Raw genomic sequence first — 13685 nt, forward strand, 5'->3', positions numbered from 1 at the left:
TGTTTGCTTTTTTAAGGACAATTTGTTTGCTTTAAAGTCCCATTAGTATTAAGACTAAGTTCTGTATTTCCACCATTTGCAGTTCTGAATAATTTAAGTCCAGACATATTCATTTTATCACCCATAAATTTCAAAAATTGTTTTTCTAATTTTTCCATATTATAGCTTACACTTCCGCTTACATTAGCAATCGTCTTTGCATTATCAAGCATTTGAATATATTTATTATCTAGATCAACTAGCTCTTGTTCTGTGTAATTTGGTAAAGGTGTGGTAGATGTTCCATCAAAACTAAAAGAATAATTTCCATTACTTGTTACTAAAGTAAATGTAAGATTATTTAATGGTATCTTAGGCATATTCTTAGGTACTGAGTTCCAATTTTGCGCCCAAACAATCCATTGGTTAAAGAAGATGATATCCCCTGGTGAAAACATTGGGTACAATCCATCATAATGTGAATGCATTAATGTAATCGTATTTGAGAATGCTTTGAGGTCTACTTGTTGTGTTCCCGGTTTATTTTGTAGTAATTGATTTTGTAAAGTTCCATCAGAATTAGTTCCTATCCTATAGCCACTTTCATAGCTGTCATTAGTTTTTCCTTCGAGGGAAGTTATGCTATTTTTAAATGTGATATTAGAGGTTTGCGTTTTCAATTTATCACAAGGATTTGGTGGATCAGGTGGGTTATTATTACTTCCGCCACCTATCGGATAATTATATCCACCTCCGCCACCTTCCAAGCATTCTCCGTTAGGCCCTACAACGCCCAAACACGCTTCCGCTTGTGAAAATGTACAGTTGGTGACGTGATAGGTCCCCCAATGTCCTGACCCGCTCGAAGGATCGGGATTAGATTCATTATCAGGATACCATACGGAGTAGACTTTTGTAGTACAGGTAAGCTTGCTGGCTTCATCACTCATTTTTGTATCCATTATCTTCTTTAGTTTAGAAGAAAAGAGGTTTTGAAAGAAAGAAATATCATCATCCGAAGATGTATAAATAAAATATACTTTGTCCTGATGTCTCGGAACCTGTAATACAGATACCACTTTGCCGTTCTCTACTACAGGTACCATTAGAAAACTCTCGTTAAACCTGTCTATAGTGGTGGCATAATTCCAATAGGGAGTACCATTACTTTTCTTGATCTCAGGCTCATTATCCTGATAGATTTTCATTACATTTTTAATGTATTTCTCATCTTCTTTCCACAAACTCTTATTGATATACTCTTTAGAATTTGGGTTTGAGGTAATTAATGTCTCATCATGAATACAGGAATGAAACAGGGTAAAAAGAATCATCGGCATGAACAGCCGGAAAATTAAATTTTTCTTCATAAGCATTTGTTTTTAGTGGTTAAATATATACTTTTTTTATAACTCTACAAATGTGTGAATAATAAATTGAAATAATACTGTAGAAAATTACTGGTTTCCGTACTATTTTTCTAAAAGAAAAAAATATGTAATTTTGGTAAAAATACATTGTGCTATGACGCTAGGAGAAAAACTGAAAAAGGCGAGAATCAATAAGAACTTTACCCAGGAGTATCTTGCGGAAATATTGAATGTCTCCCAGAAAACCTATTCCAATTTTGAGAATGATAAAAGTAAACCCGCTTTTTCTCAGGTCGAGGATATTGCAAAAGTCTTAGAGGTAAGCGTTCTTGATTTTTTAAGCGGAGATGGATTATCTTTTAATTATGATAATGTTCATGGAGGAAATAATGGCTTTATTTATCAAAATCAGCTTCCTGAAAAGTTAATAGAACAATATGAACAAAGGCTTAAAGACAAGGATGCGGAGATCGCATTTCTCAAGCAGCTCCTCGGTAAAAAATAAAAACTTCAAAAAAATTGAAGTTTTTTTTATTTTTGATGTAATAGATCTGTAACGGCAATTGTCTTACCTATAAGAAACAAAACTCATGACCCAAGAAACTTTCAAGAATACGGTGTTTATTCTCAAAGACGAGATGTATCGTTTTGCGAAGCGGTTTGTCATGAGCAGTGATGAAGCAGAAGATGTGGTACAGGATCTCATGATGAAGTTTTGGCAGAAGAGGGATGAGCTGGGGCAATTCGGGAATTTTAAATCCTATGCGCTGAAGTCTGTCCGGAACGAATGCCTGAACAGGTTGAAGCATCACGATGTAAAGATCGGTTTTGCGGATATGCAGCTTCATCGCTCGGAGCTTTACAGTATGGAAGTTGATAACCTTAAGGAACATATTGTAGGATTTATCAATCAGCTCCCCGAAAAACAAAAGATGGTCATCCACTTGAAAGATGTAGAAGAATACGAAGTTTCCGAAATTTCTGAAATGCTGGAAATGGAAGAAAATGCAGTCAGGGTAAACCTGATGCGTGCGAGACAAAAAATAAAAGAACAAATCTCACAACTGATGAGCTATGAAAAAAGATCAATTACAAGATAAATACAACGAAATCTTCCGGGATATCAAGGAAGAAAAAATGGACTGGAGTTTTGAAGACTTTCTTCAGACTGCAGAAGGTGCGGAACCTGAACAGAATACTGCACCTGTTATTCCGTTGGGAGAAAAGAAAAAGCCCTCCTTTCCTAAATGGTTCTGGATGGCCGCCAGTGTAATGCTTATTTTTAGTATAGGATTGTTTTTTAATTATAATAATTCCGATACAACAGATGTGCAGAACCAAGAAAAGCTGGTAAAAGACGAGATTTTAAAACAGAAGTCAGGATTTATGGAAGAAAACAATGATCATCAGGAGCAAGTAGCCGTAAATCATACTGATTCTATTTCCGGAGTGAAAAAGACTCTGTTTCCAGGAAACCAGGTGGCAGAAAAAGATGTAATGGACGAAATTCTGCCTAAAAGAGGAAGACTGAAAAAGAAAGAAAACCCAGATATGTGGATAATTCTTCCTTCCCGAATAAAAATTTAAATGATTCTGCAACAGCATACAATGACTCTTATGTGATTGTAAACGGAAAAAGAATCAGTAGTGAAAAAGAAGCCCTGGATGTTACCAGATATTCCTTTATGAAATTAGGAAGTGAGTTTAAAAAAACAGTAGCATCTTCTCAAAAAAATGAAAATCTTGACAGCGAATACTAAAAATCAGAACAGTCCCATGAAAAAAATATTTTTATAATAGCCATAATGCTAAGCAGCTTTGCAACTTATTCTGCACAGACTGAGAAATTGGATAAGCTTTTTCAGGATTTTGAAAAAAATGGAAGAGTAACCTCTATCAACATCAAGAAACCAATGTTCAAACTATTGAATACCATTGATGTGAATGATGCTTATATCGGAAAAATAAAACCTATCCTGAATGAAGTAGATGGTCTTAAAATTCTGATTATCCCTAAAATCACTTTTCCAGACCGTTTAAAAGATGAGAATCTTGCCAATATAAGAATGAACGAAGAGAAGACGGATCGGGTAAACAGAGCTCTACGATCTCTTAATTTCAATGAACTGATGTCCATGAGCAGTGATGGAACTTCCATGAAGTTTCTGGCTGAAGAAGAAAGAGATAATTATCTTGAAAATCTTGTTTTCAACGTTGATTCCAAAGAAGAGAATATTATTTTTATTCTCAACGGGAAAATGAAATTATCAGATGTCAATAAGATTATTAATTCTGGTGAAACAAGTACTTCTACGATGACCAGTACCACGAGAAGCAGCCTTACATCAGATAATACTTCTTCTTACCTGAATGGGGATAACAGAAATGTAGGTGAATTCTCAAAAATAGATGCCAGCGTAGGGGTAAACGTTACCTTCAAACAGGAAAATACAAGAAGTGTAAAAGTAATTGCTGATGCAGATAAGCTTCAATACGTTATCACTAAAGTGGAAAACGGAGTGTTGAGAATATATGTAGACAATAAAGGCGTTCGAAATCTGAGATTTAAAAACCTGAACGTGAATGTTTCTGCCCCTAGAATTGACGGTATAAAAACATCATCAGGCAGTGTATTTACAGCAGTAAACCCGGTTACAGAAAAAAATATGGCAATTGAAGCAGAATCTGGTTCTATTATTAAAGGAACTTTCAATGTAAATCAGACTGCTGCAGTGGCCGTGAGTTCCGGTTCTGTTCTGGATGTGGATATTAAAACACCCAACCTGGCATTAGATACTTCCAGTGGTGCAAGTGTTAGCTTATCGGGAGAAGCTGCTTCTGCGGTGATTGATATAAGCAGTGGAGCATCCTGTAAAGCAGATGATCTTAAGATCAGTACCGCAGTAGTAGAATCTACTTCAGGGGCTAGCCTTTCTTTGCTGGTAACAGATAAGTTGAAAGTAAGTGTTTCATCAGGAGCTGCTGTAAAATTGAGAGGAAATCCTGAACTGGATGCTAAAATAGATAAAGTGTCCGGAGGAAGTTTCAGACAAATCAAATAAAAAACTAACCTATGAAAACTCTTAAACACATTTTTCTGACTATTCTGACAATGGGATTGTTTCAGTCATGTATTGTTTCAGAAAAACCGAATATAGATTTTTTCCAGAATTCAAAATATGATTTCAAGGGAGCGCAGTTTGCCAGTATTAATGTACCTATGGTTCTGGCTAAATCTTATATTAAGAAAGCCCTGAGAGAAGAAGGAGAAAGTGAAGAGACCATAGATCTGGTTAAGAAGGCTTCCAAAATAAAAGTACTTACCGTAACCAACGGAAGCAAAGAAATGCTAAATGATTACGCCCGGTTTTTGAATAATAACCATTATGAAGAATGGGCCAGCATAAAACATGAAGGAGACGATATCAACATACGGGTAAAACAGGACGGAGAAATTATTAAAAATATGCTGATTACTGTAGGTTCCAGTAAGAATGAAATGGTGTTTGTAGATGTGAAAGGAAATTTTACGGCCAATGATATTTCAAAAATGATTAATTCTGTTTCTGATAAATAATCTACAACCTTGAATATTTAGAGCATGGAAAAATTAATAAGAGAAGTCCGCATCCTTAAAATCTATGCCGTTGTACTTACCATACTATGTGCCATGTTTTTCTTCCTTGCATTTAAAAATCAGCCTTCCAACGAACGCTTTAAAGAAATAGATGTAGAACGTATCAATATCGTTGAGAAAGACGGAACATTAAAGATGGTCATCAGTAACAAAGAGCGCCAGCACCCCGGTTTGGTGAATCATAAAGAGCTGAAACCAAGGGAGAGAGAAGCAGGGCTTATTTTCTTCAATTCTATGGGAGACGAATGTGGAGGTCTTGTATATGATGGCAATGAAAAAGAATCCGGAATGGTGTATTCTGTAGATCAGAGAAACACAGATCAGATCATGCAGCTTCAGTATTTTGAAGGATCCGGAAAAGATAAAAACAGAGTATATGGATTAAAACTTTGGGACCGTCCCGATGATTTTCCTCTGGAAGATATTATTAAGTTTGAAGACTCTCTGAAAAAATTAAATGATCCGGCTGCAAGTAAAAAAGCCTATGCAAAACTTAGAGAAGAAGGAAAACTTACCAATGAACGCTTCTTTGCTGGTAAAACTGCCGCTGGTGATGTAGGGATCTTTATCCGTGATACCAAAGGGAAGGTAAGATTAAAACTGTACGTTGATAAAAATAATCAAACCCATATTGAGAATCTTGATGAAAGCGGAAATCTCGTCAAATAAACCATTCATGTTCATTATTTAATAAATAACTCAAGTAGTTTCATACTTATTCAATTATTTTGTATCATAACCGTTCTGACAAAAGAACGGTTTTTCGATTTAAGTTATTGATTATTAAATTTTATTTAAACTATTAAAAAGGATTTTCATATCTCACCAAAATAACCTAATTTTGCAAAGAAAGTAAAGATGTCTATTCATAACAAAATTGTAGAGACAGCCATCACTTTCGATGACGTTCTTCTAGTCCCTTCTTATTCAGAAGTTTTACCTAACCAGGTTTCATTAAAATCAAGACTTACCGACAAAATCACGCTGAATGTTCCGATAGTTTCCGCTGCGATGGACACCGTTACAGAAGCTGATCTGGCTATTGCCTTAGCAAGAGTTGGAGGGTTAGGATTTATCCACAAAAACATGACGATCGCTGAGCAGGCAGCTCAGGTAAACCGAGTGAAGCGTTCCGAAAACGGAATGATCTCAGATCCGGTTACCCTATCTAAAGATCATACGTTAGGAGAAGCTAAAAATCTTATGTCAAGATATAAGATTTCTGGTCTTCCTGTAGTAGATGCTGATAATGTTCTGATCGGAATTATTACCAACAGAGATGTAAAATATCAGGAAAATCTTGATATGAAAGTTGAAGAGATCATGACGAAAGACAACCTGATCACTTCCGACAAAGATACCAACCTTGAAAAGGCAAAAGAAATCCTTCTTAAGAACAGAGTTGAAAAACTTCCTATCGTAGATAAAGACAATAAACTTGTAGGTTTAATTACCATCAAGGATATCGACAATCAATTGGAGTATCCGAATGCTAATAAAGACGAAAATGGTCGTCTTATCGTTGGTGCAGGAGTAGGCGTAGGAGAAGATACATTAACGAGAATTGAAGCGTTGGTACAGGCAGGAGTTGATATCGTAGCAATCGATTCTGCACATGGTCATTCTAAAGGAGTTTTAGATAAAATTTCTGAAATCAGAAAAGCATATCCGAACCTTGATATTGTAGGAGGAAATATCGTAACTGCAGATGCTGCCAAAGATCTTATTGCAGCAGGAGCAAACGTATTAAAAGTAGGAGTAGGACCTGGATCTATCTGTACAACCAGAGTAGTGGCCGGTGTAGGAGTTCCTCAGCTATCCGCAATCTATAACGTATACGAATATGCTAAATCTCAGAATGTAGCGGTAATTGGTGATGGTGGTATCAAACTTTCAGGAGATATCGTTAAAGCAATTGCCAGTGGAGCAGGTGCAGTAATGTTAGGTTCACTTTTAGCAGGTACAGATGAAGCTCCGGGAGAAGAAATTATCTTCCAGGGAAGAAAATTCAAATCTTACCAGGGAATGGGAAGCCTTTCAGCAATGAAGAGAGGAGGTAAAGAAAGATATTTCCAGAGTGAGGCTAAAAAATTCGTTCCTGAAGGAATTGAAGGAAGAGTTCCTCACAAAGGAAAATTGGAAGATGTGATCTTCCAGTTGACTGGAGGTCTGAGAGCTGGTATGGGATACTGTGGAGCAAAAGATATTGAAACGCTTCAGAGAGATTCCAAATTGGTAATGATTACCGGAAGCGGATTGAAAGAATCTCACCCGCATGATGTAATTATCACACAGGAAGCTCCGAATTATTCTTTATAAAATTATAATTGAATTTATATAGTAAAAACCGCACAAATTGTGCGGTTTTTTTATTTTATGATTTTATATTAACAATATGAATGTTAGTATTTTATTTTTATATTTAAACTTTTTGTCATTATTTATATATTTTGTTTTTGTTTATATTCTTACGAATTTTTTAATTAATTTAATGCTGTTTTACCATGATTGTAATTTCATTTTAAGCATTGAATGTGACAAAAATCAATGTTTTTCTGCTAGCTGTAGTAAAGTTTTAAAATTTAAATTAAATTTTGTGTTAAATATTATTACGTAAGTCGTAAATATTATAAATTTGCAACCTATTTAATTTTTTTAAATTACTATAATGAAGAAAACTATACTTTGTGGGGCATTGTTACTTTCCCTATCGGTATCAGCACAGCAAAAAAAAGATTGGTGTGATTTTGATAGCGAGCAAAGAGTACACCAGAAACAGAATGGGGAAATTGACGAAATGATTCGCAATATCCGTAATAGAGTTATCAGCAGTAATCAAAATACAACCGCTAAAAATGGAAGTGCATACAAAATTGTAAACGGAGTTTATGAAATTCCTGTTGTAGTACACGTGATAACACCTACTGGTGCTGCTCTTGGAACTGCTTACAATAAAACAGATGCACAAATTCAGGCATGGCTGGATCATTGTAATCAAATGTATGCAGGTACTTATCAGTGGGCTCAGGGAGTTCCAGCTGATTTTGGTAACGCTGCTACAATGCCGATCAAATTAGTGTTGGCAAAAAGAGACCCTAACTGTAATGCTACTACCGGAATTGTAAGATATAACGGTGGAGCTCTTGCAGGATATGATGCAAACGGTGTGAACCGTAGCGGAACAGCTGGTGTTACTACAGCACAAATTAAAACAATTGCACCACACTGGCCGGAAGCTTCTTACTTTAACATCTATATTATGAACAAAGTAGATGGAGGAGGAACTTATGGTATCATGGGGTGGGCAGGACTGCCTCAGAATCCTGATTCTTCATACGAGTCTTTCATGAAGTCTTTTGTAGTTACTCTACAGGATGATATTACTTTGGCTCACGAATTTGGACACAGTATGGGGTTGTTGCATACTTTTGGAAATGCTAACCCTAATGCACCACAAGGAGATGCTACTACAACTTATTGCCCACCTACTACTAATAACTGTGCTACAGATGATGATCAGGTTTGTGATACAGAAAGATCAAGAAGTTTGCTTAATGATCCGGCACCTACAAACAGCAATATGAATTATTGTACAGGTACAAACTATCAGGGAGTACAGTACAATATGATGAATTATACCAACCCAATAGCATTTAAGTTTACTAATGGACAACATGACAGAGCAGCTCTTTATTTTTTCTTATTGAGAGGAGCGCTAAGTACTTCATTAGGAGCAACGGCTCCTAGTGTTGCAGCTGCTGTAGGTACACCTATTGCTGCAACTTGTAACCCAAGTGGTATCTTAAATACAACAAGTAATTATTTTGTAGGACCAACTCTTGTAAAATTAGGAGCTATTAATAATGGATCTGTAGGATACTGGCAAGGTGCTCCTGTTTTTATGAAGATTACACGGGAGCGAGCTGTCTGAAAGCTACATCTACAGAGCTTTTAGCATCAGGTACTCATAACCTTCAAGTAAATGTAACAGATTCAAATAATGATGTAAGAGTTTGGATTGACTATAATAATAACGGAACATTCGAATCTTCTGAATTGGTAGCTTCTGGTGATAATATTATTGCAGATCCGGTTACGGCAATCGGTACTTACAATACTACTATTACGGCTCCGGCTTCAGCAGTGCTTAATACACCATTGAGAATGAGAGTTCTTGTAGATGACGATAACACTAACATGACTCCTTGTGGACAATTAAAGTATGGGCAGGTTGAAGATTATACGGTGAAATTTGTTACCAACTTAGGAACAAGTGAAGTGAAAGCAGATAACAGTGATTTAACAGTTTATCCAAACCCTGTTTCAACCGGAGACAAAATTTTCATTAAAGCTAAAAATGGTAAAAACCTGAAAGTTTCTATTTCTGATATGTCAGGAAGATTGGTATCAAGCCCATCTGTATCTGAAGAAGGAAATGGAGTTTTCAAAGTAGACCAGCAGTTAGAAAAAGGAGTATATATGATTCAGGTTTCTAACGGAAAAGATTCTAAATCTTCTAAATTGATCATCAAATAATTTTGATCAAGTTTAAAATAAATACAGAAGTCCCCATTCAAACGGGGACTTTTTTTATTCAATCTTAGTATATTTAAATCTGGGCTTGATAATCTTGTTAAGAAACTGGTCTTTAGATTTTGCCTTCCCAAACTTTTCAATAATCTCAGGCGAAACTTTAAAATAATCATAGATCGCTCCTGACTGATAAATAATTCTTAATATTTCAGTCTCAGGAAAATAGATGAAATGATTGACAACACTTGAAGGCATACAATAGTTTATACAAAAAATGTTCCCTGTCTAAAAAATAAAGCCTTCAGTATTTCTGAAAGCTTTAATAATTGATTCCTCTTGAAAAGGGATTTATTTTTTAACAAATTTAAACTGGTGAGTCTGAAAATTCCTAGTGCTGATTTTCAGGACATATCCACCAGGAACCAGTTGAGAAACATCAATCTTCGCATCAAACGCTTCAGACTTTATCAAACGGCCGTCAATATTGTAAATCTGGATTGATAACCCATCATCAATGCCTGAAATATTGATGAAATCCGTTACAGGATTAGGATAAATCTGAATTTTATTTTTCGAATACTCTGATGTTCCTAATGTTGAGCTCTGCACATCACCAGTCATGGTAGAATTTACTGCAGTAAGGTTACCGCCGCATTGTCCGCCTGTAGCTGTTGTATTCTCTATCCAGGTTCCGATAGTATTACCCGGAGGGATCGGGATTGAGTTATTTCCTGTCGAATTGTAATAGATTAAAGCCGGATTGGCAAAAGTTCCATTTCCATCATCTGCAATAAATTCCCATCTTGTAAGAGTATTGTTCCATTGAATTTTAAATTCACAGGTTCCTAATCCCCCACAATCTTGTCCGCCATCAATAGGAGTCGTCATATAGATATTCTTATTAAAGGAATCTACTCCCGTTTTGTTAAATACATACGTATTAGGAGGGCTGCTAAACAGATTAGGACATCCGGTAAAAGTTATTGTCTGCGTAAAAGCTGAGCTTCCCAGGGCAAGACATACTAAGTAAAGAATTTTCATAGCTGTTAGTTTTGTGATGGAAACACCCCTACTAATGAAATAATACATTTCAGCGTAATAAACGGAGGTCTGTTTTCATGGGGCTGGCTGCCACCGGTGTTGTTTACCATTGTACTCTTCATGGTAGTGTTAGCTGCTGCATCAGAATACTCTTTGTCCAGAACTTTGGTATCTGCCGGAAGACTGTTGGTTGGAGAATTCTGATTTCCCTCGGCTGTTACGGCATTTACCGTGTGGCTATGGGCCGGCATTTGTGTTACCAATAATGTTACGCTTTCAGTTCCTCCGGTTTGTCCCATGGTATAAGTAGTAGGTCCTCCCGGAGCCTGACCGTTATGAACAAGTACTCTTCCTCTCATATCTGGCAGAGCGAAAGTGGTCGTTCCGTTTCCTCCATAAGTAGTTCCCAAAAGAGAAAAGAGAGCTTGGTTTTGTGCAATAGACAGAAGCTGCCCGTCACATGATGCCCAATTTTTAGGAACAAAATTATAGGGTACAAAAGCAATTTGCCCCAAATAAGGATCCGATGCCTGAGCTTTTAAGGAAGAAGTGAATGCACTGCTGATCAGCAGTGTACATGCAATAAATAAGTTTTTCATGATGACAAGGTTTTAATTAGTATAAATTTATAAAATATTTTACATAAAACGTTTATAAATAAAAAAACCTTTCATTTTATAGTGAAAGGTTGGATTTTATTTATTGAAATTAACTTTTTTATAGTTTTTTTCTCTAATGTATTACTCTTTGAAAATTAACTTTAATTTTTCAGATTATCCTTAAAATCCTCGATCCTGAAATCGGTTAAAGCATTTCCTTTTTCAATTTTTTCTTTAGAGTAAAGCCTGAAATCATTTTCTGTTTTTTCCAGAAGATAATCATAAGGTCCTATATGAGAAATTAGTTTTACTAACACTGGAGAAATTTCAAGACAGATAAATAATCCCATGATAAAAGAGGCTGCAAGACCTATTATGGCAGAATTTTTTCCAAGTTCATCCAATGCCTGGAGCCTTGCTGCAAATCCATTGAATTTATCTTCAAAAGTCTCAGTAGATTTCCTTTCTGTTTCCAGATTAGTGTATACTTTAGAAATTTCTTTATCCAGATACTCTAGTCTTGGAGCAGCCTGTTTTTGATAATTTTCCAGATCCTGCTTACGTTGTTCTTTTAATTCCTGTTTACGTTTGGCATTGGGTCCGTAACCTTCTTTTCCACTGGTTAATCCAGATTGTTTTCCGAGAATTTCTTTTTCAAGCTCTACTGAAGCTGAATCATATGCCTGCTGATATTGGGCAATTTTTCCGGAAATTTGCTGTTTTTCTGTTTCAAAGGGTCCGCTTTGTTGAAGAATTCTTCCGTTCATCTCCCCTTGAAGCTGTTTTTTATTTCTTTGGATAATGGTATTCAGCTGCTTGTTTACCTCTTTCTCAAAAATTTTAAGCTCTAATGGTTTTGAAATAATGATCCCTAAAAATGTAGCAAGGATAAGTCGTGGGATAGCCATCAGGATCTGATTCCACCAGGTTCCTGTCTTTTTGATCGAAGAAACAATATAACGGTCAAGATTGAAGATCATTAATCCCCATAGAATTCCAAATCCTATGGAAGCCCAGATATTATCAAATACTGTATACATAGCATACCCTGCAGACAAAGTAGCAAATACTGCTGTGAAAAGTACAATCCCTCCAATCCCGGAGAACTTATTCCATTCACTCGGCGTTTTTCTTAAAATATGGATGTTCCCTCCGGAACATACCATCAGAAACTTTTGGAACCAGTTTATTGTATGAGTTCCTTGATTTATAGTTTGTTGGTTTGTTTTCATAACTGAAAATTTATACAAAGGTAGTACTAAAAATCATACCAATGTAAAAGATAGTATTATGTTTTACCAAGTAATTGTGCGTTTTGTCATTTTTTATTGTGAATCAGTTTTTTAAGAATCAGAGGAAAAAGACAGAATTACTTTAATCTATCAGGATTCTGTTTCAGGAAACTTTCCCATCCGGAATAGGACTTAGTGTCTGATATCGTTCCGGAATTAAAATGATGACATACTGCAACAGCAAGCCCGTCGGAAGCATCTAAATATTTTGTGGGGAACTCCTTTAAGTTAAGTAGATTCTGGAGCATTCCTGCAACCTGCTCTTTACTGGCATTTCCGTTTCCGGTGATGGCCATTTTGATTTTTTAGGAGAATATTCAGTAATAGGAATATTTCTGTAAAGGCTGGCAGCCATAGCAACTCCCTGTGCACGGCCCAATTTCAGCATACTTTGTACATTCTTTCCAAAGAAAGGAGCTTCCAGAGCTACTTCATCTGGATGAAACTCGTCAATAAGAGATAATGTTCTTTCAAAAATATATTTGAGTTTCGTTTCGTGATTAGGATATTTCTTTAAAATAAGCTCATGGATAGAAACCATCTCCATTTTTCCTTTTTTTATGGAAATAATACCAAATCCCATTACTGTAGTTCCCGGGTCAATACCTAAAATTATTTTCTCTGAAATCATTGCCCCAAATATAGTGCTTTCTAGACTTTAAGTATAAAAAAGTATTTTACTGAATTTTCATTTATCTTTGATATATTTAAAAATTTAGTACCTTTAAACAAAAAATGATTATGAAAAATATATTTAATGTACTCATTGTTCCTGTTTTTCTGTTTTGCAGCTTTCAGAAAGAGAATGAAAAGCCCCAAAACAGTAAATTGAATTCGGAAACGGTTACAAAGAAAAGTGACAGAATTATTTATCTGTTTTTCAAAGCGGATAAAGATCAATCAGGAAATGCAAAGATTACCCTTCAGAATAGTAAAATTGCCGATGGAAGACTGAAACAAACCTCTTCTTTTGAAAGAAATGAAATTCGTAAAGGAGATCTTATCGTAAGTTTGACAGGTTCAAACGGAAAAGAAGTAGCCCAACAGCTTGTGAGAGATCCTTTCAATCCTGAACTGGAAGTCTATGAAAAAGAAGGTATTTCCAGACATAAAGCTTCCCTACAAAAAACGGAGTTCAGTGCAAGATTCTCCTTTTCTGAAAATGTTCAGATGGTGAAAGTTGAAAAAGCAACTGAAGACGGAGTACAACTATTATTTACACAAAAACTATAAT

16 protein-coding genes and 1 pseudogene are annotated in these 13685 nt (G+C 35.7%); 11 read left to right on the forward strand and 6 right to left on the reverse strand.

Annotation, left to right across the window (positions count from 1 at the left end):
- Nucleotides 1–11: 11 nt before the first annotated feature.
- Nucleotides 12–1319: a hypothetical protein gene (locus BOQ62_RS04645; RefSeq protein ID WP_129037519.1), complete on the reverse strand. Its 1308-nt coding sequence runs from the start codon at nucleotides 1317–1319 to the stop codon at nucleotides 12–14.
- Nucleotides 1320–1503: 184 nt separating this feature from the next.
- On the opposite strand from BOQ62_RS04645, the gene BOQ62_RS04650 reads away from it, so the two are divergent.
- The 10 genes from BOQ62_RS04650 to BOQ62_RS04690 all read left to right on the forward strand — a co-directional run bounded on the left by BOQ62_RS04650 (nucleotide 1504) and on the right by BOQ62_RS04690 (nucleotide 9522).
- A complete protein-coding gene (locus BOQ62_RS04650) occupies nucleotides 1504–1854 on the forward strand; it encodes a helix-turn-helix domain-containing protein (protein WP_129037521.1) in 351 nt (116 codons plus the stop codon).
- An 85-nt stretch (nucleotides 1855–1939) separates the two neighbouring features.
- Nucleotides 1940–2449 (forward strand): RNA polymerase sigma factor, encoded by a 510-nt coding sequence (locus BOQ62_RS04655; RefSeq protein WP_129037523.1) that lies wholly within the window; start codon nucleotides 1940–1942, stop codon nucleotides 2447–2449.
- Nucleotides 2424–2936 (forward strand): hypothetical protein, encoded by a 513-nt coding sequence (locus BOQ62_RS04660; protein WP_228413693.1) that lies wholly within the window; start codon nucleotides 2424–2426, stop codon nucleotides 2934–2936. The genes BOQ62_RS04655 and BOQ62_RS04660 overlap by 26 nt, the downstream gene beginning before the upstream one ends.
- On the forward strand, nucleotides 2903–3109 hold the full coding sequence (locus tag BOQ62_RS22950; protein WP_228413695.1) for a hypothetical protein: 207 nt from the start codon (nucleotides 2903–2905) through the stop codon (nucleotides 3107–3109). Before BOQ62_RS04660 ends, BOQ62_RS22950 begins: the two co-directional genes overlap by 34 nt.
- 45 nt (nucleotides 3110–3154) lie before the next feature.
- Nucleotides 3155–4411, forward strand: coding sequence for a DUF4252 domain-containing protein (locus BOQ62_RS04665; protein ID WP_129037525.1), 1257 nt, complete (start codon nucleotides 3155–3157; stop codon nucleotides 4409–4411).
- An 11-nt stretch (nucleotides 4412–4422) separates the two neighbouring features.
- The gene (locus BOQ62_RS04670; protein ID WP_129037527.1) at nucleotides 4423–4926 is read left to right on the forward strand and encodes a DUF4252 domain-containing protein; all 504 of its coding nucleotides are present in this window, start codon (nucleotides 4423–4425) and stop codon (nucleotides 4924–4926) included.
- Nucleotides 4927–4950: 24 nt separating this feature from the next.
- Nucleotides 4951–5655, forward strand: a complete 705-nt coding sequence (locus tag BOQ62_RS04675; RefSeq protein ID WP_129037529.1) for a hypothetical protein — start codon at nucleotides 4951–4953, stop codon at nucleotides 5653–5655.
- 189 nt (nucleotides 5656–5844) lie between these two features.
- Nucleotides 5845–7305, forward strand: a complete 1461-nt coding sequence (guaB, locus tag BOQ62_RS04680; RefSeq protein WP_129037531.1) for an IMP dehydrogenase — start codon at nucleotides 5845–5847, stop codon at nucleotides 7303–7305.
- Nucleotides 7306–7654: 349 nt separating this feature from the next.
- A complete protein-coding gene (locus tag BOQ62_RS04685) occupies nucleotides 7655–8917 on the forward strand; it encodes a M43 family zinc metalloprotease (RefSeq protein ID WP_129037533.1) in 1263 nt (420 codons plus the stop codon).
- Between the two features lie 86 nt (nucleotides 8918–9003).
- Nucleotides 9004–9522 carry a GEVED domain-containing protein gene (locus BOQ62_RS04690; RefSeq protein WP_228413720.1) on the forward strand — a complete coding sequence of 173 codons (519 nt, stop codon included), beginning with the start codon at nucleotides 9004–9006 and terminating at the stop codon, nucleotides 9520–9522.
- Between the two features lie 54 nt (nucleotides 9523–9576).
- On the opposite strand, the gene BOQ62_RS04695 is transcribed toward BOQ62_RS04690, so the two are convergent.
- From BOQ62_RS04695 to ruvC, 5 genes and pseudogenes are all read right to left on the reverse strand, one after another.
- Nucleotides 9577–9774: a KTSC domain-containing protein gene (locus BOQ62_RS04695; RefSeq protein WP_129037537.1), complete on the reverse strand. Its 198-nt coding sequence runs from the start codon at nucleotides 9772–9774 to the stop codon at nucleotides 9577–9579.
- 93 nt (nucleotides 9775–9867) lie between these two features.
- Nucleotides 9868–10560 carry a T9SS type A sorting domain-containing protein gene (locus BOQ62_RS04700; protein WP_129037539.1) on the reverse strand — a complete coding sequence of 231 codons (693 nt, stop codon included), beginning with the start codon at nucleotides 10558–10560 and terminating at the stop codon, nucleotides 9868–9870.
- A gap of 5 nt (nucleotides 10561–10565) precedes the next feature.
- Entirely contained in the window at nucleotides 10566–11159 is a 594-nt protein-coding gene (locus BOQ62_RS04705) for a phage tail protein (protein ID WP_129037541.1), read from the reverse strand.
- 161 nt (nucleotides 11160–11320) lie between these two features.
- Nucleotides 11321–12391, reverse strand: coding sequence for a DUF4407 domain-containing protein (locus BOQ62_RS04710; RefSeq protein WP_129037542.1), 1071 nt, complete (start codon nucleotides 12389–12391; stop codon nucleotides 11321–11323).
- A gap of 137 nt (nucleotides 12392–12528) precedes the next feature.
- Nucleotides 12529–13082, reverse strand: a pseudogene (ruvC, locus tag BOQ62_RS04720) (crossover junction endodeoxyribonuclease RuvC).
- Nucleotides 13083–13192: 110 nt separating this feature from the next.
- Between ruvC and BOQ62_RS04725 the strand changes: the two are divergent.
- Nucleotides 13193–13684: a hypothetical protein gene (locus BOQ62_RS04725; RefSeq protein WP_129037544.1), complete on the forward strand. Its 492-nt coding sequence runs from the start codon at nucleotides 13193–13195 to the stop codon at nucleotides 13682–13684.
- Nucleotide 13685 lies beyond the last annotated feature (1 nt).

Source organism: Chryseobacterium sp. CH21 (assembly GCF_004119445.1).
Classification (GTDB): Bacteria; Bacteroidota; Bacteroidia; order Flavobacteriales; family Weeksellaceae; genus Chryseobacterium.

Bases quoted from the DNA above. Each gene is read 5' to 3' on its own strand.
- BOQ62_RS04645 (WP_129037519.1), bottom strand. From the start codon at position 1,319: ATGCCGATGATTCTTTTTACCCTGTTTCATTCCTGTATTCATGATGAG.
- BOQ62_RS04650 (WP_129037521.1), top strand. From the start codon at position 1,504: ATGACGCTAGGAGAAAAACTGAAAAAGGCGAGAATCAATAAGAACTTT.
- BOQ62_RS04655 (WP_129037523.1), top strand. From the start codon at position 1,940: ATGACCCAAGAAACTTTCAAGAATACGGTGTTTATTCTCAAAGACGAG.
- BOQ62_RS04660 (WP_228413693.1), top strand. From the start codon at position 2,424: ATGAAAAAAGATCAATTACAAGATAAATACAACGAAATCTTCCGGGAT.
- BOQ62_RS04665 (WP_129037525.1), top strand. From the start codon at position 3,155: ATGCTAAGCAGCTTTGCAACTTATTCTGCACAGACTGAGAAATTGGAT.
- BOQ62_RS04670 (WP_129037527.1), top strand. From the start codon at position 4,423: ATGAAAACTCTTAAACACATTTTTCTGACTATTCTGACAATGGGATTG.
- BOQ62_RS04675 (WP_129037529.1), top strand. From the start codon at position 4,951: ATGGAAAAATTAATAAGAGAAGTCCGCATCCTTAAAATCTATGCCGTT.
- guaB (WP_129037531.1), top strand. From the start codon at position 5,845: ATGTCTATTCATAACAAAATTGTAGAGACAGCCATCACTTTCGATGAC.
- BOQ62_RS04685 (WP_129037533.1), top strand. From the start codon at position 7,655: ATGAAGAAAACTATACTTTGTGGGGCATTGTTACTTTCCCTATCGGTA.
- BOQ62_RS04695 (WP_129037537.1), bottom strand. From the start codon at position 9,774: ATGCCTTCAAGTGTTGTCAATCATTTCATCTATTTTCCTGAGACTGAA.
- BOQ62_RS04700 (WP_129037539.1), bottom strand. From the start codon at position 10,560: ATGAAAATTCTTTACTTAGTATGTCTTGCCCTGGGAAGCTCAGCTTTT.
- BOQ62_RS04705 (WP_129037541.1), bottom strand. From the start codon at position 11,159: ATGAAAAACTTATTTATTGCATGTACACTGCTGATCAGCAGTGCATTC.
- BOQ62_RS04710 (WP_129037542.1), bottom strand. From the start codon at position 12,391: ATGAAAACAAACCAACAAACTATAAATCAAGGAACTCATACAATAAAC.
- BOQ62_RS04725 (WP_129037544.1), top strand. From the start codon at position 13,193: ATGAAAAATATATTTAATGTACTCATTGTTCCTGTTTTTCTGTTTTGC.